This window comes from Pseudoalteromonas sp. BSi20652, from assembly GCF_000239855.1.
Taxonomy (GTDB): domain Bacteria; phylum Pseudomonadota; class Gammaproteobacteria; order Enterobacterales; family Alteromonadaceae; genus Pseudoalteromonas.
Genome location: NZ_BADT01000042.1, coordinates 17,935 through 42,242, shown reverse-complemented (window position 1 = coordinate 42,242; position 24,308 = coordinate 17,935). Strand labels below are relative to the sequence as shown.

Annotated in this window: 26 protein-coding genes and 1 pseudogene; 15 read left to right on the top strand and 12 right to left on the bottom strand. The window is 38.9% G+C overall.

Annotated features, from left to right (window positions below; translation table 11 throughout):
* Positions 1-26: 26 nt before the first annotated feature.
* The gene (locus P20652_RS14065; RefSeq protein ID WP_008166534.1) at positions 27-920 is read right to left on the bottom strand and encodes a bifunctional GNAT family N-acetyltransferase/hotdog fold thioesterase; all 894 of its coding nucleotides are present in this window, start codon (positions 918-920) and stop codon (positions 27-29) included.
* A 232-nt stretch (positions 921-1,152) separates the two neighbouring features.
* Here P20652_RS14065 and P20652_RS14070 point away from each other — a divergent pair, with 232 nt between their 5' ends.
* Positions 1,153-1,866 carry a spermidine synthase gene (locus P20652_RS14070; RefSeq protein ID WP_008166532.1) on the top strand — a complete coding sequence of 238 codons (714 nt, stop codon included), beginning with the start codon at positions 1,153-1,155 and terminating at the stop codon, positions 1,864-1,866.
* Here the strand turns inward: P20652_RS14070 and dtd are convergent.
* Both dtd and P20652_RS14080 read right to left on the bottom strand, forming a co-directional pair.
* Positions 1,863-2,300 carry a D-aminoacyl-tRNA deacylase gene (dtd, locus tag P20652_RS14075; protein ID WP_008166529.1) on the bottom strand — a complete coding sequence of 146 codons (438 nt, stop codon included), beginning with the start codon at positions 2,298-2,300 and terminating at the stop codon, positions 1,863-1,865. The genes P20652_RS14070 and dtd overlap by 4 nt on opposite strands.
* On the bottom strand, positions 2,301-3,206 hold the full coding sequence (locus tag P20652_RS14080; RefSeq protein WP_008166527.1) for a virulence factor BrkB family protein: 906 nt from the start codon (positions 3,204-3,206) through the stop codon (positions 2,301-2,303).
* An 87-nt stretch (positions 3,207-3,293) separates the two neighbouring features.
* Between P20652_RS14080 and P20652_RS14085 the strand changes: the two genes are divergently transcribed.
* The 4 genes from P20652_RS14085 (at position 3,294) to P20652_RS14100 (ending at position 6,438) form a co-directional block, all read left to right on the top strand.
* On the top strand, positions 3,294-3,950 hold the full coding sequence (locus P20652_RS14085) for a DUF2959 domain-containing protein (RefSeq protein ID WP_008166524.1): 657 nt from the start codon (positions 3,294-3,296) through the stop codon (positions 3,948-3,950).
* A 74-nt stretch (positions 3,951-4,024) separates the two neighbouring features.
* Positions 4,025-5,104, top strand: coding sequence for an MBL fold metallo-hydrolase (locus P20652_RS14090; RefSeq protein ID WP_008166522.1), 1,080 nt, complete (start codon positions 4,025-4,027; stop codon positions 5,102-5,104).
* A gap of 103 nt (positions 5,105-5,207) precedes the next feature.
* Positions 5,208-5,633, top strand: a complete 426-nt coding sequence (locus P20652_RS14095) for a BLUF domain-containing protein (protein WP_008166519.1) — start codon at positions 5,208-5,210, stop codon at positions 5,631-5,633.
* 76 nt (positions 5,634-5,709) lie between these two features.
* Positions 5,710-6,438 (top strand): CBM9 family sugar-binding protein, encoded by a 729-nt coding sequence (locus tag P20652_RS14100; RefSeq protein ID WP_008166517.1) that lies wholly within the window; start codon positions 5,710-5,712, stop codon positions 6,436-6,438.
* A gap of 363 nt (positions 6,439-6,801) precedes the next feature.
* On the opposite strand, the gene typA is transcribed toward P20652_RS14100, so the two are convergent.
* Entirely contained in the window at positions 6,802-8,625 is a 1,824-nt protein-coding gene (typA, locus tag P20652_RS14105; protein WP_008166515.1) for a translational GTPase TypA, read from the bottom strand.
* Positions 8,626-9,131: 506 nt separating this feature from the next.
* On the opposite strand from typA, the gene glnA reads away from it, so the two are divergent.
* The 5 genes from glnA (at position 9,132) to P20652_RS14130 (ending at position 14,215) form a co-directional block, all read left to right on the top strand.
* Complete coding sequence (gene glnA / locus P20652_RS14110) at positions 9,132-10,538, top strand: glutamate--ammonia ligase (protein ID WP_008166513.1); 1,407 nt, start codon at positions 9,132-9,134, stop codon at positions 10,536-10,538.
* A 113-nt stretch (positions 10,539-10,651) separates the two neighbouring features.
* Complete coding sequence (locus tag P20652_RS14115) at positions 10,652-11,158, top strand: DUF4124 domain-containing protein (RefSeq protein WP_008166511.1); 507 nt, start codon at positions 10,652-10,654, stop codon at positions 11,156-11,158.
* Positions 11,159-11,255: 97 nt separating this feature from the next.
* The gene (glnL, locus tag P20652_RS14120) at positions 11,256-12,326 is read left to right on the top strand and encodes a nitrogen regulation protein NR(II) (protein WP_008166508.1); all 1,071 of its coding nucleotides are present in this window, start codon (positions 11,256-11,258) and stop codon (positions 12,324-12,326) included.
* 14 nt (positions 12,327-12,340) lie between these two features.
* Positions 12,341-13,726 carry a nitrogen regulation protein NR(I) gene (gene glnG / locus P20652_RS14125; RefSeq protein ID WP_008166506.1) on the top strand — a complete coding sequence of 462 codons (1,386 nt, stop codon included), beginning with the start codon at positions 12,341-12,343 and terminating at the stop codon, positions 13,724-13,726.
* Positions 13,727-13,756: 30 nt separating this feature from the next.
* Entirely contained in the window at positions 13,757-14,215 is a 459-nt protein-coding gene (locus P20652_RS14130) for a cyclic nucleotide-binding domain-containing protein (RefSeq protein ID WP_008166505.1), read from the top strand.
* A 17-nt stretch (positions 14,216-14,232) separates the two neighbouring features.
* On the opposite strand, the gene P20652_RS14135 is transcribed toward P20652_RS14130, so the two are convergent.
* The 4 genes from P20652_RS14135 to P20652_RS14145 form a co-directional block, all read right to left on the bottom strand.
* Positions 14,233-14,649, bottom strand: a complete 417-nt coding sequence (locus P20652_RS14135; protein WP_008166503.1) for a hypothetical protein — start codon at positions 14,647-14,649, stop codon at positions 14,233-14,235.
* Complete coding sequence (locus P20652_RS17505; protein ID WP_033017130.1) at positions 14,633-14,950, bottom strand: hypothetical protein; 318 nt, start codon at positions 14,948-14,950, stop codon at positions 14,633-14,635. Before P20652_RS17505 ends, P20652_RS14135 begins: the two co-directional genes overlap by 17 nt.
* Before the next feature lie 104 nt (positions 14,951-15,054).
* Complete coding sequence (locus P20652_RS14140) at positions 15,055-15,720, bottom strand: hypothetical protein (protein WP_008166501.1); 666 nt, start codon at positions 15,718-15,720, stop codon at positions 15,055-15,057.
* A 55-nt stretch (positions 15,721-15,775) separates the two neighbouring features.
* On the bottom strand, positions 15,776-16,063 hold the full coding sequence (locus P20652_RS14145) for a hypothetical protein (protein WP_007582180.1): 288 nt from the start codon (positions 16,061-16,063) through the stop codon (positions 15,776-15,778).
* Positions 16,064-16,308: 245 nt separating this feature from the next.
* On the opposite strand from P20652_RS14145, the gene P20652_RS14150 reads away from it, so the two are divergent.
* The 4 genes from P20652_RS14150 to P20652_RS14165 all read left to right on the top strand — a co-directional run bounded on the left by P20652_RS14150 (position 16,309) and on the right by P20652_RS14165 (position 20,560).
* Positions 16,309-16,692 (top strand): RNA-binding S4 domain-containing protein, encoded by a 384-nt coding sequence (locus P20652_RS14150; RefSeq protein WP_008166499.1) that lies wholly within the window; start codon positions 16,309-16,311, stop codon positions 16,690-16,692.
* Between the two features lie 98 nt (positions 16,693-16,790).
* A complete protein-coding gene (locus tag P20652_RS14155; RefSeq protein ID WP_008166497.1) occupies positions 16,791-17,219 on the top strand; it encodes a hypothetical protein in 429 nt (142 codons plus the stop codon).
* Between the two features lie 205 nt (positions 17,220-17,424).
* On the top strand, positions 17,425-20,169 hold the full coding sequence (gene acnA / locus P20652_RS14160) for an aconitate hydratase AcnA (protein ID WP_008166494.1): 2,745 nt from the start codon (positions 17,425-17,427) through the stop codon (positions 20,167-20,169).
* Between the two features lie 136 nt (positions 20,170-20,305).
* Complete coding sequence (locus P20652_RS14165; RefSeq protein ID WP_008166493.1) at positions 20,306-20,560, top strand: hypothetical protein; 255 nt, start codon at positions 20,306-20,308, stop codon at positions 20,558-20,560.
* Here the strand turns inward: P20652_RS14165 and P20652_RS14170 are convergent, their stop codons facing one another.
* The 3 genes from P20652_RS14170 to P20652_RS14180 all read right to left on the bottom strand — a co-directional run bounded on the left by P20652_RS14170 (position 20,561) and on the right by P20652_RS14180 (position 22,847).
* A complete protein-coding gene (locus P20652_RS14170) occupies positions 20,561-21,109 on the bottom strand; it encodes a DUF4124 domain-containing protein (RefSeq protein ID WP_008166491.1) in 549 nt (182 codons plus the stop codon).
* 473 nt (positions 21,110-21,582) lie between these two features.
* A complete protein-coding gene (locus P20652_RS14175) occupies positions 21,583-21,780 on the bottom strand; it encodes a hypothetical protein (protein WP_008166489.1) in 198 nt (65 codons plus the stop codon).
* Positions 21,780-22,847: a potassium channel family protein gene (locus tag P20652_RS14180; protein ID WP_008166486.1), complete on the bottom strand. Its 1,068-nt coding sequence runs from the start codon at positions 22,845-22,847 to the stop codon at positions 21,780-21,782. The genes P20652_RS14175 and P20652_RS14180 overlap by 1 nt, the downstream gene beginning before the upstream one ends.
* Before the next feature lie 78 nt (positions 22,848-22,925).
* Here P20652_RS14180 and P20652_RS19685 point away from each other — a divergent pair.
* A pseudogene (locus P20652_RS19685) lies at positions 22,926-23,159 on the top strand (TIGR00366 family protein); the annotation flags it as partial.
* A gap of 54 nt (positions 23,160-23,213) precedes the next feature.
* Here P20652_RS19685 and P20652_RS14185 read toward each other — a convergent pair.
* Positions 23,214-24,230, bottom strand: coding sequence for a metalloprotease (locus tag P20652_RS14185; RefSeq protein WP_008166483.1), 1,017 nt, complete (start codon positions 24,228-24,230; stop codon positions 23,214-23,216).
* Positions 24,231-24,308 lie beyond the last annotated feature (78 nt).

Below are 24,308 nucleotides of genomic sequence, written 5' to 3'. Positions count from 1 at the left end.
TTTTTATGTTTTAAATAATTAAATAGTTACTTTTTTACTACAAACTGTCCTTCAAATTCGGCAACCACATTATCACCATCGTAAATAGTTACTGGCACTACGTAACTTGCTTTACCATCGGTTTCTAAATCGCTTAACTTACCCTTACAGGTTTGTATATCAACACAACCACGTGGGTCGGTAGTAAGCGGTTTTAAGTACTTAATGTTAGCATCTGCTAATACAATATTACCTTCAAGCCCCGCCTCTTTAAGTGCTAAGTACGTAGCGCCCCAACCTGTTAGCGTGGCCAAGCTATAAATAGACCCTGCAAACATCGTGTTATGGAGGTTTAAGTTAGCGTCCAGGTCAGCGCTGGTTGTAAATTGCCAATCGGTGTAGCTTTCTACCTTAATGCCCATCGCGTCACTAATTGGAATAGACTCACGCCAAATATTTTGTAGTACTTGTGTCCAATTAGGGTGGCGAAACCAGCCCGGCTCACTCGGCTTTTGCTTTACCATTTTAAAATGTTGAACATCGCCATACGCTAAATGCGCTTTTTCTTTTAATTCGTAACCGTGGCGTTTATAAAACTCAAGTGCTCGTTCGCGTGCAAACAATACAAGCTCACCTGCATTTTGAACCCATGCAATTTTTTCAAGCTCGTGCAGTAAGCGACTCCCAATATGCTGGTTACGATTACCCTCTGCAACTGCCATATAGCGCACTTGTGCTTGCTCATGGCTGTTAAAGTGTAAACGTGCAACCCCTAGCACTTCACCTTCTTTATTTTTTATAAAGCGGTGCTCAGAGTCTTGTTCCATATCGTCTTGTTCAGAGCCTCGAGGCTCGCCCCAAGGCGCGCGCAATACCTGCCAACGCAATTGATAATACGCTTGCCAATCTTCGCTGCTTTGTGGGGTACTTACCTGAAACATACATACTCCTGTTGTTTGGCCGTGAATAAAAGTCAAAAACGGCTACGGCTCTATACTAATCATATAGATTATTTAGCACACTATAAAAACCAAATAATTGAGTCGGTTAGTATTATTTATGGCAAATACCATACTCCATCTTAAAAAAACTGCAAATACGACTTTGGTGATGACTGCAAAATAACGTAAAAAATTAATGACACTGACCATTGCGCTTTAATAAAGCTCGTTTATGCTAAAGAGCATGAACGACTATATCAATTTATCTACGGGCATTATTAATAGCCACTTTATTGACAACAGCCACAGCGAAGGTCTGTTACTTTACTGGCATAAATACAATGGTGACCATATACAAGTGCGTGAGCATGATAATTTACGGTGGCTGTTAATTAACAACACACTACAGTCGGTTATTGATACTACAAATCCACGCGCTTTACTTTTACCTCATTTACAATATTTAGCTGTACAGTGGCAAACCTTAACCGCACCAACAAAAGTGCTTGAGCTTGGTTTAGGTGGCGGCGCTATTCGCAATTACTTATCGAATCAATACCCGCAAACAGAAATTACATCCGTTGAAAAAAACGCTGATATTATTGATTGCTATACTCAGTTTTTTTCGTCAAATAAAAATGAGCTATTGCTTTGCGCTGATGCGCAACAGGTTTTAAAAAGCGCGCAAAATATTGATTGGATTATTCTAGATTTATTTAGCCAAATAGATGCACCTCGATTTTTATTTGAAGAAGCATTTTATAAAAAAATCTACTCGGCTTTAAATAACAGCGGCGTGCTATTTATTAATTTTTTATCGCAGCATGAGTCGCAATTAAAGCAACTTCAGCAGCTATTACTCGATGTATTTGGCTGTAACGTCAGCCCGCAAAAAATTACGGGCTATGTAAATCATATTGTCGTAGTTACCAAAAAAGAGGCTTAAACAGATAAGTTAAACGTAACGGGTCCATCGTTACACAAGCTTACTTGCATGTCGGCACCAAACTCACCGGTGGCTATTGTAAGCCCCAACTCTTTAGCTTGAGCAACAAAGTACTCGTAAAGCTCGTTAGCTTGGCTTGGCGTTGCCGCAGATGAAAAGCTAGGGCGCATACCCTTTTTAGTATCGGCCGCTAGCGTAAATTGCGAAACCACTAATAACTCACCTTTAATATCTTTAAGGCTTAGGTTCATTTTGTCGTTTTCGTCAGTGAAAATACGATAGTTACTCACCTTGTGTAAAAGCTTATCGGCCGTTTTTTTATCGTCGTATTTTTCAACACCTAATAGCAACAATATGCCATTGTTGATTTCGCCTACCACTTGGTTGTTAATTTCTACTTTGGCATGCTTTACGCGCTGTATTAAACCTTGCATTTAAACTGTGCCCTTTATTGCTGGTTCATCATCTTCTAGTTCAAGCTCTGGTGTTTCTGGAATATCATTTGGGCTAATGCACGCTGTAAATTCAGCCCCAAGTAAAACAACTACCCACGACAAATAAACCCATACAAACAAAATAGGAATGGTTGCTACTGCGCCGTAAATAACTTCGTATGAAGGAAAATGGCTAATATAGAGTGCAAACCCTTTTTTAGTCAGCTCAAATAAAAGTGCAGCAAATAATGCACCAGGCACAGCTGCTCTAAACGAAACGCGCGTATTAGGTACTAAAGTGTAGAGCATAATAAAGCCCACCATCGAAATTCCATACGGCAATAGCTTTAACAAAAACCCGCTAAATCCAGGAATACCCTGATCAGCAAACGATACCAACGATACTATGTAAGAGGTAACGCCAATACTGGCTCCCAATAAAACGGGACCTAAGCTTAATACCATCCAATACACAGCAAATGAGATCATCATCGGGCGCTTTTTTTTAATTCGCCAAATTCGATTTAATGTGGCATCAACATTACGTATTAACAGCAACGCAATTGCTGCTAAAAAGCCAATACCTACTGCCGTCATTTGGTTTGCATTGCCCGCAAAGGAGCCAATATGCTCTCTAATAACATCGGTAGAAGTGGGCACAAAGTTAGTAAACAAAAAGCTCTCAATTTCCATGCGAGTAGATTCAAAGCCCGGAAAAGCTGAAAATATAGCAACACCAACGGCAATTAATGGCACTAACGAAAGAAGTGTCACGTAAGCAAGGTACCCAGCATTAACCGTTATTTGATCGTCTATACAGCGATTAAAATACTGCATCCACCAACCAGGCTGCTGGCGTATAAAGGACTTAACTTGCTGTTTATAATGTGAGAGCTTATCATTCATACAATTGACTTGTGCTTATATAGTTTTGATTATAATAACAATCAGCGCCATAATTTACAGCACTAACGCTCATAAACAGGAATTCAAATGAAAAAACAAACATTACTTAGTGTTTCAATGCTTGTAATAACACTAACTTTAACTGGCTGCCAATCAGCTTATTATTCTGCAATGGAAAAAGTCGGTGTTCACAAACGCGATATTCTTATTGACCGCGTAGAAGAAACCAAAGACTCGCAACAAGAGTCACAAGAAGAATTTAAATCAGCACTTGAGCGCTTAACTACTCTAATCGATTTTAATGGTGGCGAACTACAAGACACTTACAATCAGTTAAACGACGATTACGAGTCGAGCTTAAATGCTGCTAACGAAGTCTCAACTAACATCAATAAAGTGGAAGACGTAGCCCAAGCGCTGTTTGATGAGTGGAGCGATGAGTTAGAGCAATACAAAAGCGCATCACTTAAACGTGAAAGCAGCAAAAAACTGGCCGCGACTAAGCGTCAATTTGATCAGCTATTACGCTCGATGCGCAGCGCAGAGAGTAAAATGGAGCCAGTATTAACCTCGCTTCACGATAATGTTTTATATTTAAAGCATAACTTAAACGCACAAGCAGTATCGGCTATTAAAGGTGAATTCACTAACCTTAAACGCGACATACAAGTATTAATGAACGACATGAACGAATCGATTGCCGATTCAAATAAATTTATTGAACAAATGAATAGCGCTGGCTAATCATTTGTTATTTTAACAAGCCTGCTTAATTGTAGGCTTTTTTATGTTAAAGGAAATGCTAAAAGGGATTTACAATGAAACGCTTTTTAATCGCAACAACGCTCTTATGTATATTAACGGCCTGCGGTGCTCCTAATAATATTAACCGTATTACTAGCCCTGACTCAGTTGTTGTTATTAATGATAAGAACGGTCGTTATAAAAATTTATACACAGGTGAAAAAACATATCCCACTACCTGTACTGAAAACTGCTACCCAGCCCACCCAGACTTACTATGCAAAACAGGCAGCGAAAACTGCCAGTACCAAGGCCAGCAAACTAAACCACAACTTAGCACCGGCTATACCGTACGCTGGCTTGGTCACGCTAGTTTTGTAATTAACACTTCAAATGGGCAAAGTGTGCTGTTTGATCCGGTAAAAAATCAGTTTGATTCTCCAGTCGCACTTGGCTTTAAACTTGGTGGTGGTATTTATCGTAAAGCAGGGGCTTGGCCTAGTGAGCAAGAACTGGAAAATATTGATGCGGTAATGTATTCGCATATTCATTACGATCATTTTAATAAAGCCGACATACAAAGCATTGGCAATAAACCTCGCTATTTAACACCACTCGGTATGGCCGACAATTTCCCCACCGGCGGTTTTAATATTAGCGAAATGCCGTGGTACTCAACAACCAACATTGGCGACTTAGTTATTAATGCCGTACCAGCTCATCATTTTAGCGCTCGTGTATTAGTGCCCTTTATTTACGAGGATAACAATAAAGACGCATGGAATGGCTGGCTGCTTGAACAAAATGGTAGCACCTTATTTTTTGCAGGCGATACAGGCTACTCAAAACACTTTAAAGACATACAGCAAAAATATGTCGATATAGATGTGTGCTTAATACCAATCGCATCTTACTACAGTAAAGATGATCCTAACTGGTACCGTTATGTGCATACCACACCAGAAGACGCGCTCAATGCTGCACAAGAGCTTAACTGCAAAGTAATGATACCGTGGGGATACGGTAACTCAAGTTGGAAGATGGGCGACCACAGCAGTCATTCAGCTTTACTACGTTTATTGCACATGCATAAAAAAATGCAATCTTCTGTGCCATTGCATATTTTAAATGAGGGTGAAACCATTTCCCTGTAGTTATAATTATATAAACAAAGTAAATGCAAAGTATACTCACTGCGTAATTAGTAATTACCCCCTTGCTGTACTATCTTTAAATAACTAAATTAGGGGGGATATTATGTTTCTTGTTCGACTTATCTACGCAAGTAAAATAACAGACGGCTTTGGACCAAAAGATATAGAGAATATTTTGCAAAGTGCTCGCACCTATAATGTAAAAAAAAACGTCACCGGCATGTTATGCTTTAGTAATGATTACTTTTTACAATGCCTTGAAGGCTCTAGAACAGCAGTAAATAACACCTATCAACAAATATTAAATGACAAACGTCACCACAATGTAATAATGCTCAACTATAACCAAATTCCCGAAAGAGAGTTTGAAAAATGGTCAATGGGTTACGTGCCACAATCTAAGGTAACCGAGTCGCTGAATCTGAAATTTTCAGGCTCCATTGATTTTAATCCGTTTAAAATGTCTGGTGATAGCGCGCACCGCTTAATGCTCGCACTAAAAGGCAGCATAACAGGCGCAATAAGCTAATATAATAAATAATACATATAATTTTTTAATCACAGTTTGCGTTAAGCTAGACCCTATTTAATTGGTAAGATTATTAATGAAAAAAGCACTACTCGCGTTTAGCTTGCTATTTAGCTACCCACTTGTGGCCATAGAGGTCAATCATACAGCAACCCCTATTACCATTGATGGCGTATCAGAAAGCGCATGGGATAAAGCTATTTGGCACGACATGCCTTATCTAATGGATGGCACACTGCCATCAAACGATACCGATTTTAAAGGGCGTTATCGCTTACTGTGGGATCAAAACTACCTATATCTGCAAGCCGATATTGTGGATGACGTTTTAATTGATACACATCCCGATCCAACGTATAAATATTGGGACGATGATGCGCTTGAAGTATTTATTGATAGCGATGCATCAGGCGGAAACCATCAATTTAATCACACCGCTTTGGCGTACCATATTGGCCTTGATAACCAAGCCGCCGATTACGGACCTGATAAAAAAGCCCATTTGTATACCGATCACCTAGTCAGTAACTGGAAGCGTAACACCACCGCGCCTTTTAACATCACGTGGGAAGTAGCAATAAAGCTCTACCCTAATGATTATAAAGAAGGGGCTAATAACACTCCGCTCACCCTAACGCCAAAACAAGTAATAGGCTTTATGCTAGCGTATTGCGATAACGATGGCAGTGATGTGCGCGAGCATTTTATGGGCTCACACGAAGTACAGCCAGTAAATGGTGACAGAAATCGTGGTTTTATAGATGCAGATGTATTTGGCAAAATCACCCTACTTCCTAAAAAGTAAGTAACTACCAATAAAATAATTGAACACGTATGTTGGGTTGAGTGAAACGAAACCCAACGAAAAAACACCCCACCAACAAACACTGATACTTTGCATTATCGGCTGTTTCAGCTCTCTCTTTCTCTTCTCATTCCCTTCTCCTTGTGCAAAAAATATTTAAGTAAATTATTCACAAAGAGGTTAAGAGGCGCTGCGCTTTTAGAGGTATATATTATGGAAATTTCATCACAAAACAGTAGCCATATAATTTTTGGCTAAATGCTGACAGCTAACAGCTCATCGTTTCTCATGTTTTTATCCACAAAAAAGCCGCTGTATTTTTCAACACAGCGGCTTTTAAAATCATAATTCTAAATTAATAGATTATGCTTTAGGTCCACGACCTGCACGTTTACGTTCGTTTTCTGTAAGGTGTTTTTTACGAATACGAATGTTTAGTGGAGTTACTTCAACTAGCTCGTCATCATCGATGAACTCAAGCGCTTGCTCAAGTGAGTAGTTAAGGTGTGGAGAAAGCGTTTGCGCTTCATCAGTACCAGATGCACGTACGTTAGTTAACTGCTTGCCTTTAAGGGCGTTAACTGTAAGGTCGTTATCACGGTTATGAATACCGATAACCATACCTTCGTATACTTCAACACCGTGACCGATGAATAAACGGCCGCGTTCTTGTAAGTTGAATAATGCGTTAGTAAGTGCTTTACCAGTTGCGTTTGCAATCATTACGCCGTTCTTACGAACACCGATGTCGCCACCTTTGTGAGGACCGTAATGATCGAACGTATGGTACATAAGACCAGAACCCGAAGTAAGCGTCATGAAATCAGTTTGGAAACCAATTAAACCACGGCTAGGGATCATGAAATCTAAACGCATACGGCCTTTGCCATCTGGAGTCATGTTAGTAAGTTCACCTTTACGTAGGCCAACTTGTTCCATAACAGAACCCTGATGCTCGTCTTGACAGTCAATAGTCACTGTTTCAAACGGTTCTTCTAGAACGCCATCTACAGTACGTAAGATAACTTCTGGACGAGAAACTGAAAGCTCGTAACCTTCACGACGCATGTTCTCGATTAAGATACCTAGGTGTAATTCACCACGACCAGAAACACGGAAGCTATCTGGGCTACCAGTATCTTCAACGCGAAGTGCTACGTTGTGTACTAATTCTTTGTCTAAACGTTCACGGATATTACGTGACGTTACAAACTTACCTTCTTTACCACAGAAAGGTGAGTTATTTACAGAGAATGTCATTGTTACAGTTGGCTCATCAACACTTAGTGGTGGTAATGCTTCAACGTTTCCTGGGAAGCAAACTGTATCAGAAATCTTAAGCTCACCAATACCTGTTACAGTTACGATGTTACCAGCGTAAGCTCTATCAGTTTCGATACGTTCAAGACCTAGGTAGCTTTGTACTGCGCCAATTTTACCATTACGTGTAGTGCCATCAGCACTGATAATAGTAACTTGTTGGTTAGGAGCAACAGAACCACGTTTAATACGACCAATACCAACTACACCAACATAAGAGTTGTAATCTAGTTGAGAAATTTGCATTTGGAAGTCACCTTCAGGATCTGCATCCGGTGGTGATACTTCGTCAACGATCATCTTGAACATAGGTTCCATGTTGTCTGATGGCTCGTCTAAATCTAGTGTTGCCCAGCCGTTGATAGCTGAAGCGTAGATTACTTTAAAATCTAACTGTTCGTCAGTTGCGCCAAGGTTGTCGAATAAATCAAAGATTTGATCCATAACCCAATCAGGACGTGAACCTGGCTTATCAATTTTATTGATAACTACGATTGGCTTTAAGCCTTGCGCGAATGCCTTTTGCGTAACGAAACGCGTTTGTGGCATTGGACCTTCTTGAGCATCAACAAGTAATAATACTGAGTCAGCCATCGAAAGTACGCGTTCAACTTCACCACCGAAATCGGCGTGTCCCGGGGTATCTACGATATTGATATGGTAGTCATTCCAAGAAATGGCTGTGTTTTTAGCCAAAATGGTAATACCACGTTCTTTCTCAATGTCGTTTGAGTCCATCACGCGCTCTTCGTTACCGCCGCGTGTTTCTAATGTACCTGATTGCTCAAGTAGTTTGTCAACCAGAGTTGTTTTACCGTGGTCAACGTGCGCGATAATCGCTATATTTCTTAACTTTTCGATGCTCATATATTTACTCAGAGAAATTAAATTCTCAATGATCCTGCAAGATCTACGCACTCATCCACGCTTTCGCGAGATGTCCCAGCATAGGATTTAAAAGGGCGCATATTATCCCTCATTAATGACATGGATGAAAGTTTATCCAATACATATTTTAAAACTTTCTTAATACTTTTACTAAGTATCTGTTTTATATATGACAATTATATGAATTAAATTTCAATATTTTTTTGAAAAATAGCTGTTTTAGCTCTTTTATAGATATTTTTGGAACTCTTCTGCATTTAAGTTATCCTAATTCACGGTGATTAAATTACCGACAAATTAGACCGCGTAAAACCTGCACCAATAAGGAGCTTTTACGCACCAAAAATGTGCAACAGTTTAATCTATTTTGAAGTATCTTATTTTTTTAATTTATAAACATATAGTTATAAAAATGGCACAAAATCAGCTTAGTAAATACTAAAGCAATTATGCAGCAATAACAAAAACCAATAGTTGGAGGACACATGTCACAATCGGTTTTAGATTTTATTAAAGAAAATGACGTTAAGTTCGTTGATTTACGCTTTACTGATACAAAAGGTAAAGAGCAACATGTATCTATTCCTCATCACCAAGTTGATGAAGATTTTTTCGAAGACGGTAAAATGTTTGATGGCTCGTCAATTGCTGGCTGGAAAGGCATTAACGAATCAGACATGGTTTTATTACCAGATGCAGATTCTATCAAATTAGACCCTTTTACAGAAGAAACAACTTTAATTGTTCGCTGTGACGTAGTTGAACCTTCAACTCTTCAAGGTTATGAGCGCGACCCGCGTTCAGTTGCTAAGCGCGCTGAAGAGTACATGAAGTCTACTGGTATTGCAGATACCGTTTTATTTGGTCCAGAGCCTGAGTTTTTTGTATTTGACGACGTTAAATACAAATCAGATATGTCTGGTTCAATGTACAAAATTGATTCTAAGCAAGCAGCTTGGAACTCAGATAAAGAATATGCAGATGGCAACACAGGTCATCGTCCTGGTGTGAAAGGTGGTTACTTCCCTGTTGCTCCTGTTGATGATTTTCAAGATTGGCGTTCAGCAACGTGTCTAGTTCTAGAAGAAATGGGTCAAGTTGTAGAAGCTCATCACCACGAAGTAGCTACAGCAGGTCAAAACGAAATCGCTACTCGCTTTAACACAATGGTGTTAAAAGCGGATGAAATCCAAGAAATGAAATATGTTATCCATAACATGGCTCATTTATACGGTAAAACAGCAACGTTTATGCCTAAGCCAGTTGTTGGTGATAACGGCTCTGGCATGCATTGTCATCAGTCACTTGCTAAAGACGGTGTTAACCTTTTTGCTGGTGATAAGTACGGCGGTCTTTCTGAAGATGCACTTTACTACATCGGCGGCATCATCAAGCATGCTAAAGCAATTAATGCTTTTGCAAATGCGTCTACTAACTCATACAAACGTTTAGTACCAGGTTTTGAAGCACCTGTTATGCTTGCATACTCTGCACGTAACCGTTCTGCATCAATTCGCATTCCAGTGGTTCCATCTGAAAAAGGTCGTCGTATTGAAGTACGCTTCCCAGATCCAACTGCTAACCCATATCTTGCTTTCTCTGCAATGCTTATGGCTGGCCTTGATGGTATCAAAAATAAGATCCACCCTGGCGATGCAATGGATAAAGATTTATACGACTTACCAGCTGAAGAAGCAGCAGAAATTCCAACTGTTGCAGCATCACTTGACGAAGCACTTGCTGCACTTAGCGCAGACCGTGAATTCTTAACTCAAGGTGGTGTATTCACTGACGATTTAATTGATGCGTACATTGCTCTTAAATCAAAAGAAGTTGAAAAACTTAACATGACAACTCACCCAGTTGAGTTTGAAATGTACTACAGCTGTTAATTAACCTGTAAAAAATATGTGTGTTCTCAAGCCCGCTTTGCGGGCTTTTTTAATGGTAAAATAATATAAACTCCTCTAAAGTTACGTTATTAATGGAAGTGCAGGGTTGCAGAGTGAATAACAAGATTTTATTACTAATAATTGCTTTAGGATTAAGTAATTATGGTTATGCAGGTGAATCAAAAATATACGCTTGGAAAGATAAAAATGGCGTATTAGTATTCTCAGACACTCCTCATAAAGGGGCCACAGAGATAAAACTCACCAGCCAAGATCTTAATATACCTGCAGCAAATACTGATATTTTTGCTGAGAAGACCCAATCTCAACAAGCTGCTTTTAATATTGCCATATCATCACCAGAGCATAATCAAACTATTCGTGAAAATACCGGCAGTGTTTATGTAACTAGCCGAATTACACCACGATTTGAGACTGGTTTTACCATACAACTTTTTATTGACGGCAAAGCACATGGCCCAGCCATTAACAGCTCAACCTTTGCAATAAGAGATGTAGAACGCGGCGAACACACGCTACAATTGAAGCTTTTTAATAGTAAGAACCAAATTATTGCTACAAGTCAGCCTTGCATATTTTTTATGCACCGAAAAGGCTAATCCTAGGTAACTAAATTGAGGTGTTACTAATACGAGCAGCAGTGTATTTTGCACTATAAATTGCTTGCAAATATTAACGCACTAAAGTGGTGCAATTATGATTAATAATAAAAATTTTAGCCCAGAGCTACTTGATGCCATTTGGCAAAATCAAACAACTGCAGTCATGCTACTCGATAAAAACTTTACCGTTGTATATGCCAATACAAGTACTAGCGAATTACTAGGGCTTGGGAGTAAACGCTTATTAGATCAATCTTTTGATAGCCTTTTTAATTACCATTCAATCGATTTGAAACGTATAGAGCAATACTCAGTGGTTGAAGGTGTAGATTGCCACCAGCATAGAGCTGACGTGGTTTTTAGCGATTCTCGCCATGCAAAAGTAGCCGTAAGCACACGGCAAATTAAGTTTGATGGCTCACTTTATATTTTATTTGAGTGGCGCCAAACTGATGACGAAATTAAGCACGACAAAGTCTCGAACCAAATGCATCAATACGAAGCAGCCCGAAACTTAATTAGAGGTTTAGCACATGAGATTAAAAATCCTTTAGGTGGAATTCGCGGAGCGGCGCAGTTATTGCAGTATGAGGTTGATCAACAAGAAAGAGATGAATGTGCCGAGCTCATCATTGAGCAAGCAGACCGATTACGCGAATTAGTAGATAGGCTTTTAGGGCCAAACCAACTTCCGCAAAAGTCTTATGGCAACATACATCAATCACTTGAATCTGTTGTAAGGCTAAGCACGTTAGATAATTGCTCTAACATTAGTTTGAGTAAAGATTACGACCCAAGTATTCCTGATGTATACATTGATCAAGGTAAAATACAGCAAGTGGTATTAAACATTGTTCGAAATGCCCAGCAGGCACTTGTAGATGGCGGTGAAATAAAAATAAAAACCCGCATTAATCATCAATATCGTCGTCCTGGTAAAGCACCTAAAAAAGCCTTGTTGATCCAAATATCTGATAACGGACCAGGTATTGATTCTAGTGTACGCGAAACACTGTTTTACCCCATGATCACCAATAAAGAAGGTGGCTCTGGGTTAGGCCTCTCAATCGCGCAAACACTGATTGATCAACATGATGGCTATATAGAATGTGATAGCTGGCCTGGACATACTGAATTTAATATCTATCTGCCCTTTGCAGATTAATGTTTGGAGTTTGCATGAAAACAGTTTGGCTTGTAGATGATGATGCCTCAATTCGCTTTGTACTTGAGAAGGCACTAACCCGAGCGGGTTTTAACACGGAAAGCTTTGCTAACGCACAAGATGTATTAAGTGCGTTAAAATTTAGCCAACCTACTGTTTTAGTATCTGATGTAAAAATGCCTGGCATGGATGGTATGGCGTTACTTGAACTTATAGCAGAACAAAACCCAGGGTTGCCAGTAATTATAATGACTGCGCACTCAGATTTAGACTCAGCGGTTAATGCATTTCAAAAAGGTGCTTTTGAATATTTAGCCAAGCCCTTTGATTTAAACGAAGCGGTTGCCCTCGTTGAAAGTGCATTTAGAGCAAACTCCACAAAAAAAACCAAGCGTAAGCAAGCCCCTCCTAAAAGTGCACATATAATTGGTGAAGCACCAGCCATGCAAGAAGTGTTTAGAGCGATAGGCAAACTATCGGCCTCTAGCATGAGTGTACTTATTAATGGCGAATCGGGTACGGGTAAAGAGCTTGTTGCGAGTGCTTTGCATAACCATAGTCCGCGAAAAGAAAATCAGTTTATTGCACTTAATATGGCAGCAATTCCCAAAGAGCTTGTTGAGTCAGAGTTATTTGGTCACGAAAAAGGCGCGTTTACCGGCGCAGATAGCGTTCGTAAAGGCCGATTTGAGCAAGCTAATGGCGGCACGCTGTTTTTAGATGAAATTGGTGATATGCCACTTGATGTGCAAACTCGCTTATTACGGGTACTCGCCGACGGAGAATTTTACCGCGTAGGTGGACATCAAAGTATCAAAGTTGATGTACGTATCATTGCCGCAACGCATCAAAACCTTGAAGACTTGGTTAAACTAGGTAAATTTAGGGATGATTTATTTCATCGTCTAAACGTAGTACGCCTTCGTTTACCCGCTCTTCGTGAACGTACCGAAGATATTGAACGCTTATCACAGCACTTTTTACACAAAAGCGCCAAAGACCTACAAGTAGAAAGCAAAGTATTGAGCCCTAAAGCGACTGAACAATTACGTTTATTCAATTGGCCTGGCAATGTACGCCAGCTAGAAAACACCTGCCGCTGGCTTACTGTAATGGCACCAGGGGAGCTTGTTACCGAACAAGATTTACCGCCTGAGATTCTTGATGCATCACCAACGCAAGAAGAGGGCGATTGGTTAGATGCATTTCAACAATGGCTTAACCTAGAATTAAAACAAGGCAAAGAAAATATCTGGCCTGATATTCAAGCTCAACTAGAAACCCGCTTAATAAAAACAGCGCTGGCAAATTGCTCTGGCCATAAACAAGATGCAGCCATAAAAATTGGCTGGGGGCGCAACACATTGACCCGAAAATTAAAAGAGCGCAATATTAGCTAATTAAGTGCTTTAAACAAATTTGAGTCATAAATGAAGTTGATTGAACATATTCCATTATTCAAACAAATGGAAATTATAAACAGGCTGCACTTTTTTAAAGAATTTACGCTCAGCGAGCGCCAAGTCTTATTAGAATCGTTCGGCCTGTTATATTTAGTAAATCAACATCAATTTTTATTTAAGCAATACGATAACGACAAACGTTTGTACATTGTACTTAGCGGCGCGTTATTAGTATTTAAACATAATCATTTGCTAGAGCTTGGCACTATAGAGCCCGGTGAATTTATAGGTGAAGGTGCCTTTATAAATAACCGAGAACGTAGTACTAGCGCTCGCGCTAAAACCGACAGTATAGTCCTCGCCATTACCCCTGAAGCTCTCACTCGTTTACCTAACGTTATCCGCGAAAAAATTAAAGACCGAATTATAGAAGGCATGAGTCTGCGTATTGCAAAGCTTAGCAATTATATTGAATCACAAGGTTGAAAGCATTTTAGTCAATTTCACTGAACCTTATTCATATTTTTCAAATGCATAATAGTCGGTGTAGCTAATAAAAAACTGAAACATAGATAAAAAGCAGCCATCGTAATCATATCATACACTTCGTAACCTATTTGGTTATTAACAAGCTCATAAATTACAGCGATACCATTTACTATAAAAAAGAATACGATTACTACCAACCAGAAAAGTTTTGAACTAATTAGATATTTATTAAATGCGTAACAGTAAGCACCTAGCAGTATCATTAAATCTGCAATCAAGATAAAAATACTTATGAATAAAGGGTGAGCTGGTGCAACAATGTCTCTTACTGTAAATGCATCATAAATAGCACTAACCACAAAACAGGCAATAATAACAAAAACAACCTTCCATCCTCTTTTATTATTCTTCATATTACCACCAATGCCCATAAGGAATTTCTGTGGGCTCGCTTGGTAATTTACGCCACCCCTCCTTGTCGTCAATATATCTTCGTTTAAAGTTTCTTCGTTTTGCTCCAACTGGAGTTAGTGATAAAAAAACATTTAATAAGTTAATAAATTCACTAGCATCACGGCCAGATTGACCGTAGGTGATTTTTAATAGTGGATATAAATTTTTATATTGCTTCTCGGCATCTTCGCGTTTCTTAAAAAACTCTTTATAAAGAAGGTCCCCTACAGTATAGATCTTACCTAGAATTCCTGCATTTCTAAATGCTTTGCTCACCATTATTTACATCCTTATAATAAACGCCTCATACGAACCTAGAATGGTAACAAAATAATTAATTTGGTTCAATTTTAAACAAATCAACGATAAAAACTTAGTCATCACTAATCCATATAAACAACCTGTAATGAACAATCAAGCCAACTGGGCTTATTAACGTGCGCAGTAAAAGTGTAAGTATCTGAAGGCTTGGCACCAAAGGGGGTATTTACAAACGGCTGTGAATGACGATATGTTTGCGAATAATTTTTGTAATAAATGACAACGTAACCGTATAAAAACTCCCAACCTAACCTTACAATAGCGCCACTGGGTAAGCTAAAGTCAGCATATTTATCTGTAAATGTGACGAGTAAATCATTGTACTTGTCTTCGCTGCATTGAGTTGTTCGTAACTTTTTAGGCATAACAAAGGTAGTACCCGCCACTATATTCTTTAAATAAAAGCCTATATTGCCATCACCATAAAAGTGATTTGAACGCGTTGTATAGTTAACTTGTGGCTTGTAACCTAGCTCTTGCATTATAGCCGCAAGTTGCTCAGTTTCTTTAGGATAAATCTTATCACTTGATAAGAGTAATGTGGCTTCACCAAAATCAGGTGGGATTGCCAGCTCTACATATTCATAAGGGATCGATTGTGCTTTTAGCGCAGCATCGAGCTGGTTGCTCTGTTCATCTTGCAAGTTTTCACTAAATACATACACGGTAGGTTGTTGGCACGCAGCTAATGGTAATGCCAACACACACATTAAAATTCCATTTTTCATAGTTACCCCTTTTGATTACGCTTGTAGTCTATTAAAGGTAACTATTTATAGCAATTTAATTTGTTTGGCTATCTAACCAAGCATCAACACTTTTTCGAGTATATAAAACTTCTTTAAATAAACGATGTCGTTCAAACTCGAGTTTTGTTTTTCTCGTGGCATCACCACTAACTAAACGGCTATGGGTATCATTGAACTTTGAAATTACAGAAAAACCGCGTTCATCTTGATCAGCTTGCTTTTTTACAGAATTAGCAAGGTGCTCTCTAACATCGTCAGCAGTTAACATACCTGAATTGTCTAATCCCATTAGCTCTTTTTTCATTGCTAATCTTACGCCCATTTCCTACTCCATTTAATGAAAACTATTTAATCCGCCAAAGTTTTAGCAATTAGCGGGCCATACGTAAAATTAACTGCTGCAAAGATTACTCTTCAATTGCTTCAGTTTTTTTAAAGACAGATAAAATACATAAAAACTTTCGTAGTTATTTGCCTATTACAATTAGCTAAAGTTACTTGCTTTGGTGCAAAAGTAGCTGCAAGCCTTTATACTAGAGCTTGTGCGTTACCCCACTGAGAGCAAATATGAACGAAGAATATATAGAAATAGAATTAGAAGAGGAGCCAATTGAGCTCTGCAAATTACTAAAAGTACTAAACTTAGTTGAAGGTGGCGGCCAAGCTAAAAACCTAATTACTGAAGGCTATGTGGGTGTTAACCATGAAATTTGTACAATAAAGCGGAAAAAATTATACAGTGGCGATGTATTAGAATTTGATGGTGAGTTTTTCCAACTTGCGCTAAGTGAAGATGCAATCCCTGCAGAAAAACCTGCGGTACAAACTCAAGCAGAGTCAAAGCAAACTGCACCACAACCAACAAATCAACCCGCTAAAAGTAAGCGTAAGCGAACTAAAAAACCAAAAGTAGATGATAAAACAGGTCGTCGTCCTATTTCATTTGGTTAAGCATTTAAATGCCCTCTTTTTATATAAAAAGGTCAACTTGTATAGTTGGCCTTTTTACTCTTTAATAACCTAATTAATAATAAAAAGAAGGTTATTAAATGTCTGCCACACCACCTAAAAATTGGTTTAAACCTACTGCATGGGCTGCTTTAGTGTGGAACTTACTTGGCGTTATTGCATTTGCTATGCACATGATGATGACACCCGAAATGATAAGTAAACTTCCGTTAGATCAACAAGCTGCCTACTCCAACATTCCTATTTGGTCAACCATTGCATTTGCTGTAGCTGTATTTGGAAGCACTTTTGGTTGTCTATTTTTACTTGCTAAAAACGCGCTGGCAACACCTACTTTTGCGCTATCGCTCGGCGCTATTTTAATTCAGCAATATTATAATTTTGTGGTCATAAACAGTATTGAGCTACTTGGCGCAAGTGCTGTATTTATGCCTATTTTTGTAATCATTATTGCCATTGCTTTACTTTGTTTGAGTATTAAAGGTAAGCAATACGGCTGGCTACAATAATTAATATGGGTCGAAATAACTTTTGGCCCTTTTATCCTCTTTTAAATTCCCCTTGAAATTAAAGTTTTTAGCATCATCTCTACTATATTAACTGTATAAAATTCGTTCTCTAAACGCGATTTTTTACACTGGTATGTACTTTGCAACTCGAACATTACAGAGGTCACTCTTCAAAGCATTTTTCTAATTCATAAAGGGGCAAATAATGAATAATAGTTTCGATACCCAGCATCAGCTTACAATTAATGGTGAGCAATATCACATTCATTCTCTAAAAGGACTTGGCGACAAAGCGAAACGATTGCCCTTTTCCTTAAAAGTATTACTTGAAAACCTTCTTCGTAACGAAGATGGCGCAAATATAAAAGAACAAGACATTCAAGCGCTCCTTGACTGGGATTCTCAAGCAAAACCTGCATCTGAAGTAGCCTTTACCCCTGCCCGCGTTGTTATGCAAGATTTTACTGGCGTACCTGCTATTGTTGATTTAGCCGCAATGCGTGACGCAATGGAAAAACTAGGTGGCGATCCTGCAAAAATAAATCCGTTATCTCCTGCTGAGCTTGTTATTGATCACTCGGTACAAGTAGATGGTTATGGTAACGATGGTGCTTTTGATTTAAATGCAAAACTAGAATACGACCGAAATAAAGAACGTTACGAATTTTTACGCTGGGGACAAACCGCTTTTGATAATTTAAAAGTAGTGCCACCAGCAACCGGTATTGTTCACCAAGTGAATTTAGAATACTTAGCCCGTGTTGTTTTTAATGAAGACCGCGATGGCAAAAAGTTCGCTTACCCAGATACACTCGTAGGTACCGACTCTCACACAACCATGATAAATGGCTTAGGTGTACTTGGTTGGGGTGTAGGTGGCATTGAAGCCGAAGCGGCTATGCTGGGTCAACCAATTAGTTTACTCATTCCACAAGTAGTGGGTATGAAACTAAGCGGCCGCTTACCTGAAGGCACGACCGCAACCGATTTAGTATTAACAGTAACCGAGATACTACGTAACCATGGCGTAGTGGGTAAATTTGTAGAGTTTTATGGTGATGGTCTTGCCGATCTACCACTTGCAGACAGAGCAACCATAGCGAATATGGCACCAGAATACGGCGCTACGTGTGGTATTTTCCCGATTGATGATGAAACAATCAGCTATTTACGTTTAACAAATCGCGATGAAAGTCACCTTAAGTTAATTGAAGATTACGCCAAACATCAAGGTTTATGGCGTAACGATGGTGACGAAGCCAACTATACCGATACACTCGAGCTTAAACTAGGTGATGTTGTACCAAGCCTTGCAGGCCCTAAACGACCACAAGATAGAATTTCCCTAGATAAGGCTGGTGAAGTAATTAGCCAGCATTTAAAAAACTTTCAAGATGAACGTATGGCTCGTCGTGATAATAGCGATGAAGAACAAGCTCGTATCGAAGGCGAAGGCCCAACAACAAACCCAGATGAGCCAGTAAATGAAGCGCAATTTATGGGCGCAGCAAAAGTAAAATTTAAAGGGCAAGAGTTTGAGCTAAACGATGGCGCTTGTGTTATTGCTGCGATTACCAGCTGTACCAATACCTCTAATCCGAGTGTAATTTTAGCTGCTGGCTTGGTCGCTAAAAAAGCAAAACAGTTAGGCATTAATGTAAAACCTTGGGTTAAAACATCACTTGCACCAGGCTCTAAAGTAGTTACCGACTACCTAGAAAAAGCCGGCTTAATGGACGACTTAGAAAGCTTAGGCTTTAACTTAGTAGGTTATGGCTGTACTACCTGTATTGGTAACTCAGGGCCACTAGCAACCGAAATATCAGATGCGATTCAAAAGCATAAATTAGTGGTTAGCTCTATTTTATCGGGTAACCGTAACTTTGAAGGTCGTATTCACCAAGATGTTAAAATGAACTTTTTAGCATCGCCACCCCTTGTTGTAGCTTACGCTATTGCCGGTAGAACCGATATTGACGTATACAACGAACCCCTTGCTCAAGATGCTAACGGTAACGATATTTACCTTAAAAACATTTGGCCAAGCGTTAAAGAAGTAAGTGACCTAGTTAAAGAGACCGTAACTAAAGAAATGTTTGAAAAAAGCTACGCTAACGTTTACGAAGGCGATAGTCGCTGGCAGCAAATTAAAATACCCGATGGTAAACTTTATGATTGGGATGACGCATCTACCTACATTAAAAAGGCACCATTTTTTGATGGTATGAAAGTAGAACCACCGGGCATTCCTACTATTGAAGGTGCACGTTGTTTAGCTAAACTTGGGGATTCAGTAACCACTGACCATATTTCTCCAGCAGGAGCTATTAAAGCAGATGCACCAGCAGGTTTATACTTGCAAGAAAACGGCGTAGATAAAGCGCAGTTTAATTCGTACGGCTCACGCCGTGGTAATCACGAAGTAATGATGCGAGGCACGTTTGCTAATGTGCGTCTTAAAAACTTACTAGCTCCTGGTACTGAAGGTGGCGTAACACGAACTCAGCCTGGCGATACGCTAGAGAGCATTTATGATGCAGCAATGGAATATCAAAAAAATAATACGCCACTCATTATTTTAGCGGGTAGGGAATACGGTACGGGTTCATCTCGTGACTGGGCTGCTAAAGGCTCACTTTTATTAGGCGTTAAAGCCGTTGTAGCACAAAGCTACGAACGTATTCATCGCTCTAACTTAATTGGTATGGGTGTATTACCGCTGCAATTTAAAGAAGGTGAAAGTTACGAATCACATGGGTTAACAGGGCAAGAGCAATTTGATATTGATGGCCTGTACGATAAAACCGATGAAGTAACCGTTATTGCTACAAATGCCGAAGGTAAAAAAGTTAGCTTAAGTGCAGACGTACGTATTGATACCCCTAAAGAGTGGGATTACTACAAACACGGCGGCATTTTACAATACGTGCTGCGTAATATGCTTGATTAATACGCCCTGTGATTAGTGCATTTAAAAGCCCAATTTAGTAATAGCTGGGCTTTTTTATTTATGCTGTTTGTTGTCTTAAATCAATGCTAAGTATTTAAAGCCTGCCTACACTATAGCAACTCTTAGTGAGGTAACTATGTCGCAAACAATGATAATTAGGCTGCTTAAAACATCAATAGTGCTTGGGTTGTGCCTTATTGTGACTGGCCACACGTTAATTGTATCGAGTTACTTCACTGTAGATCATGGTATTAAAGGAATAATTATAGCGGCGGCATGCATTGCTGTAGGTGTACTGCTGTCGCTTCCCACTAAAATATATTTAACAGTATTATTAATGGAAGCCGAAAAACGTTATTTAAAAAACCATAAAAGCACGCACTCTAAATAATTAGAGTGCACTTAAATTATTAATTTCTTTATTACGTTTTTCTAGTTTGTCTTTTACATTTTCGGCGTCATTAAATAGCTTTTTAACCGAGTCTGGGTTCAAAATACTGATCCCCTCTGGTGCAGCCGACATTGTATTTGTACTTGGAGAGGTATTTAAAATAGACGTGTCTTCTGCAGCAATAACAGTAATATCTTTAGGATCGAGTTTTACTTCAATACTTTTTACATGCGGGTTCGGTGTATCAGAAAAGTGCCATTGGCCTGTTTCGTCTTGCCACTTAAAAATTTTGCTGCTTGAGGTAGTACTTTCAGGCATTGGTTCATCAGAAATACTGCTCGCAATTTTATCGCCAGCTTGCTTAACGCCCTGCACCGCTTGATCCAAAGTATTGCTAGATAGCGCAACCATTTTTTCTTTAATTTGCTGAGATTCACTGCTAATTGATGATGCAGAAAGCCATGTTTGACCATCGGGCTTTTTTAAATAAAACAAAGAGATGACTGCAATAGCCATGATTGATATAGCTAAGTAGGTAAAGTATTTCATAGCGTTCCTGCTTCAGTTAATCCTTTATACTAATGAGTCTAATAAAAAATACTTAATTAGGCAATTTTTGTAATAAATATATCTTTTAAATTGTAATACCTATCTACAAGCTAATACCACTTTTAATATTGAGTAGCATACATAATGAACTAATCACACTGTAATCCACTGCGTATTACATCAGGGCCAGTTGCCCTTTAGGGTTAATATTTATTCTATCCATGGGGTAATTTAATTGTCGCGCGAGGTTTGTAACTTAGCTGACTCGGTAACTACTTCTGCGTTACTCTAGCGGCTTACATCCCTGTAAAAATAAGTAAAATCCGATCAACAAAGAGTAAGTCGCCCTTAAACGAACATAAAGCACTGCGCATGTTTAACCTCGAAACATGAACAAGCCTTGGTCATTAAAAGTATTTTTACTAACAATGAACTAATTGATTAACATTATTTGAGCCACTTAGCGTTATGCTCTATTTTGCCTTTTTCTTTTTATGTTTATGCTTGGGCACAATGGCAAAGTACATCATTAATCCTAACCAAGAAAATATGATTATCCCTATTAGCCAACCATTCTTTTCATGACCCTGTGTACGCTTACTGTTGAGTACAATAACGACAGGTAATATGTAAGCACTTAAAACAACAATTAAAAATACAACTTCATTCATTATTTTTCTAGACTCGACCAGTCTACTTCACTACTTAATACCCGATCTACCGATATATAGTGCAAAATATCCCCTTCACTTACTTTGTAATCTAATGGTGGGTTTAAATCCATGTTTTGCGCACTTAAATTATGTGCTACACCTAACAATATTGCATCATGCTCAAGCTTAAAATGATGAAACAAAGTACCAAACTCCATATCTTTGCATCCGCTTGGTATTTTCAAGCTAAATTGTGTATCGCCGTGCAAAGTAGATAGCAGCTCCTCTTGCACACGGCTCGAACCTGGATCTTGCATTGAGCGTACGAGTATCTCAGCTGATTTTGCACTACTACACTCTACATTTTGGCAATGCTCTAACATCATCTCAACTTTAGTTTCATCCAAAAAGTGAGCACTTATATGACAATCATCTTTTACTAATCGACTAATACGCAGTGCTGTTGTAAATGTCTGGTCGTCATCTTGACCATCAATAATCACCTTATCAGCACTACGAATAGCTACCCGCTCTAGTTCAGCTAAATTTGTAAAACTCGTTAAACGTGCAAAATCAACGCTTTCGTTAGCTAAAAAAGGATGATCCATTTGCTCTGTTACTGCGAGTAAAATACGACGGTCAGTTCGCTTCGTATCTGCCAAAATGCAATAAATCATCTTTTTTGTACGAATGTCGTGCCAACCAAAAATAATAATATGGTGGTTACTGTGGGCAAAGTTTTTATCACCAGTCATAGCGCGCCTAATTAAGTAAGTAACAGTTTGTCCTGCTTTTCCTAGCAAAACACCAAATAAAGCCAAACCAAATGGAATTTGTATTAATGCAACCACCCAACGACCAAGATCAGTAGTTGGACTAAAGTCACCATATCCTACTGTTGATGTTGTTACTGTGTAATAGTAAAAAAAGGTAGTAAGCGAGGTTAACGCTTTCTCATTCGCTATAAATAGTAAGCTCCATGTTAATAGCATATGAGTCAAAATAACTAATGCCACTGCTTGCCAGCTCAACTGATCTATATGAGTACGAACAAGTAACGCTAGCCTTTTAAATATAACCGGCATAATACAAAGTCTTCGTTAGTAAATTATCTATAAACAGTACGTTACTGTAAGCCTTAGCTTTAATCAATGTTTAAGGTATGGGTAGTGCAAGCACCTATTATTATTCCTGCTGCTCAATCTCTTGGTGCTGACATATCGCGTGTTGTAATGCCCGTTATCTAGGGCGATGCATGGTCCAACTTAATTCAGCCTTTTTGGGCATTACCACCCCTTGCTATCGTAGGCTTAAAAGTAAAAGATATTTTGGGGCTTTGTGTTGTGCAATTATTTGTGACTGGGATATTTATATCATTAGTGCTGAACTTTTATTAATTTTTAACGGGCTGTAATAAATATTACAGCCCGTTTTACCTAGAACGATAAATGCTAGCTCGATAAAATAGTCATCGGCAGGCTTAATATTGGATTTTCTGAATCGGCAAAATGCATCATCACAGCTACATGCCCAGCGACTACAACTGCATACATTACCGCTGAAAAGCCTTGGCCATATTTATCTAGTGGCATTAAATGTGAATAGTGACGACCGCGCCATTCAAATACAATTTCCAGCGCACCTACAAACAAAAAGAATACCAGTAACATCAAACCAAATGTGTAGCTTAGCCATAAGCCAAACAGTACACCGAGTAAACATACACTTAGGCCAATCCATGAACGCATTGAAAAACTAATACTTTTTAATACATGCCCACCATCAAGCGGTAAAATAGGTAACAAGTTAAATAAATTTAATAACGCACTAAGCACCGCCACACCGGCAAATATTTCCATCTCGGTGGCGTAATATAAAACGACACCCAACACCGAGGTAATTAAACCAAATGCAGGCCCCATCAGTGATATAACGACATCTTGCCAACGGGTTGTTATTTTATCGTCACTGACAGCAAGCCCTCCAACAAACGGGATTAAGTAAATACCTTTGGTTTTTATGCCAAAGTATTTCATTGCTCGCACATGGCCGTACTCGTGTACGACTAAGCAACCAATTAGCATTAGTGCAAATTCAATACTAAATAACCACGCATAGCCTGCAACAGAAGCCCCCGCAAGCACTACTTTAATTACCTTAGCACTTTTAAAAAGCTTAAAACCTAATGCAGCTAGCCCTAAAAAGCCTTTTTTAGGTGAGCCATTTGTAGGCGCTGGTAACGCAAGTTGTGTTGCAAATTGCTCATCTATAAAGAGCGAAATGCTTTGCTCTTCGACTGTCGTTGTATCAATACCTATTATTTTATTGTCGTAAGTAAACTGATAGTAGTTTTCACGAGTGTTTTCAAAGGTAATGGCTTGTTGTGCATGAAACACCTGCACAATTTTTTGCCCAGACACCATAAGCGAAAATGGTTGCTCGGCTAAAGTAAGATCTATTCTTATCATAATTAAGACCGTTTAAAACAATGGCGCTAGTATACCTAATCAACTTAAAAACACGAGTGAAGGTGTTCTGTAACTACT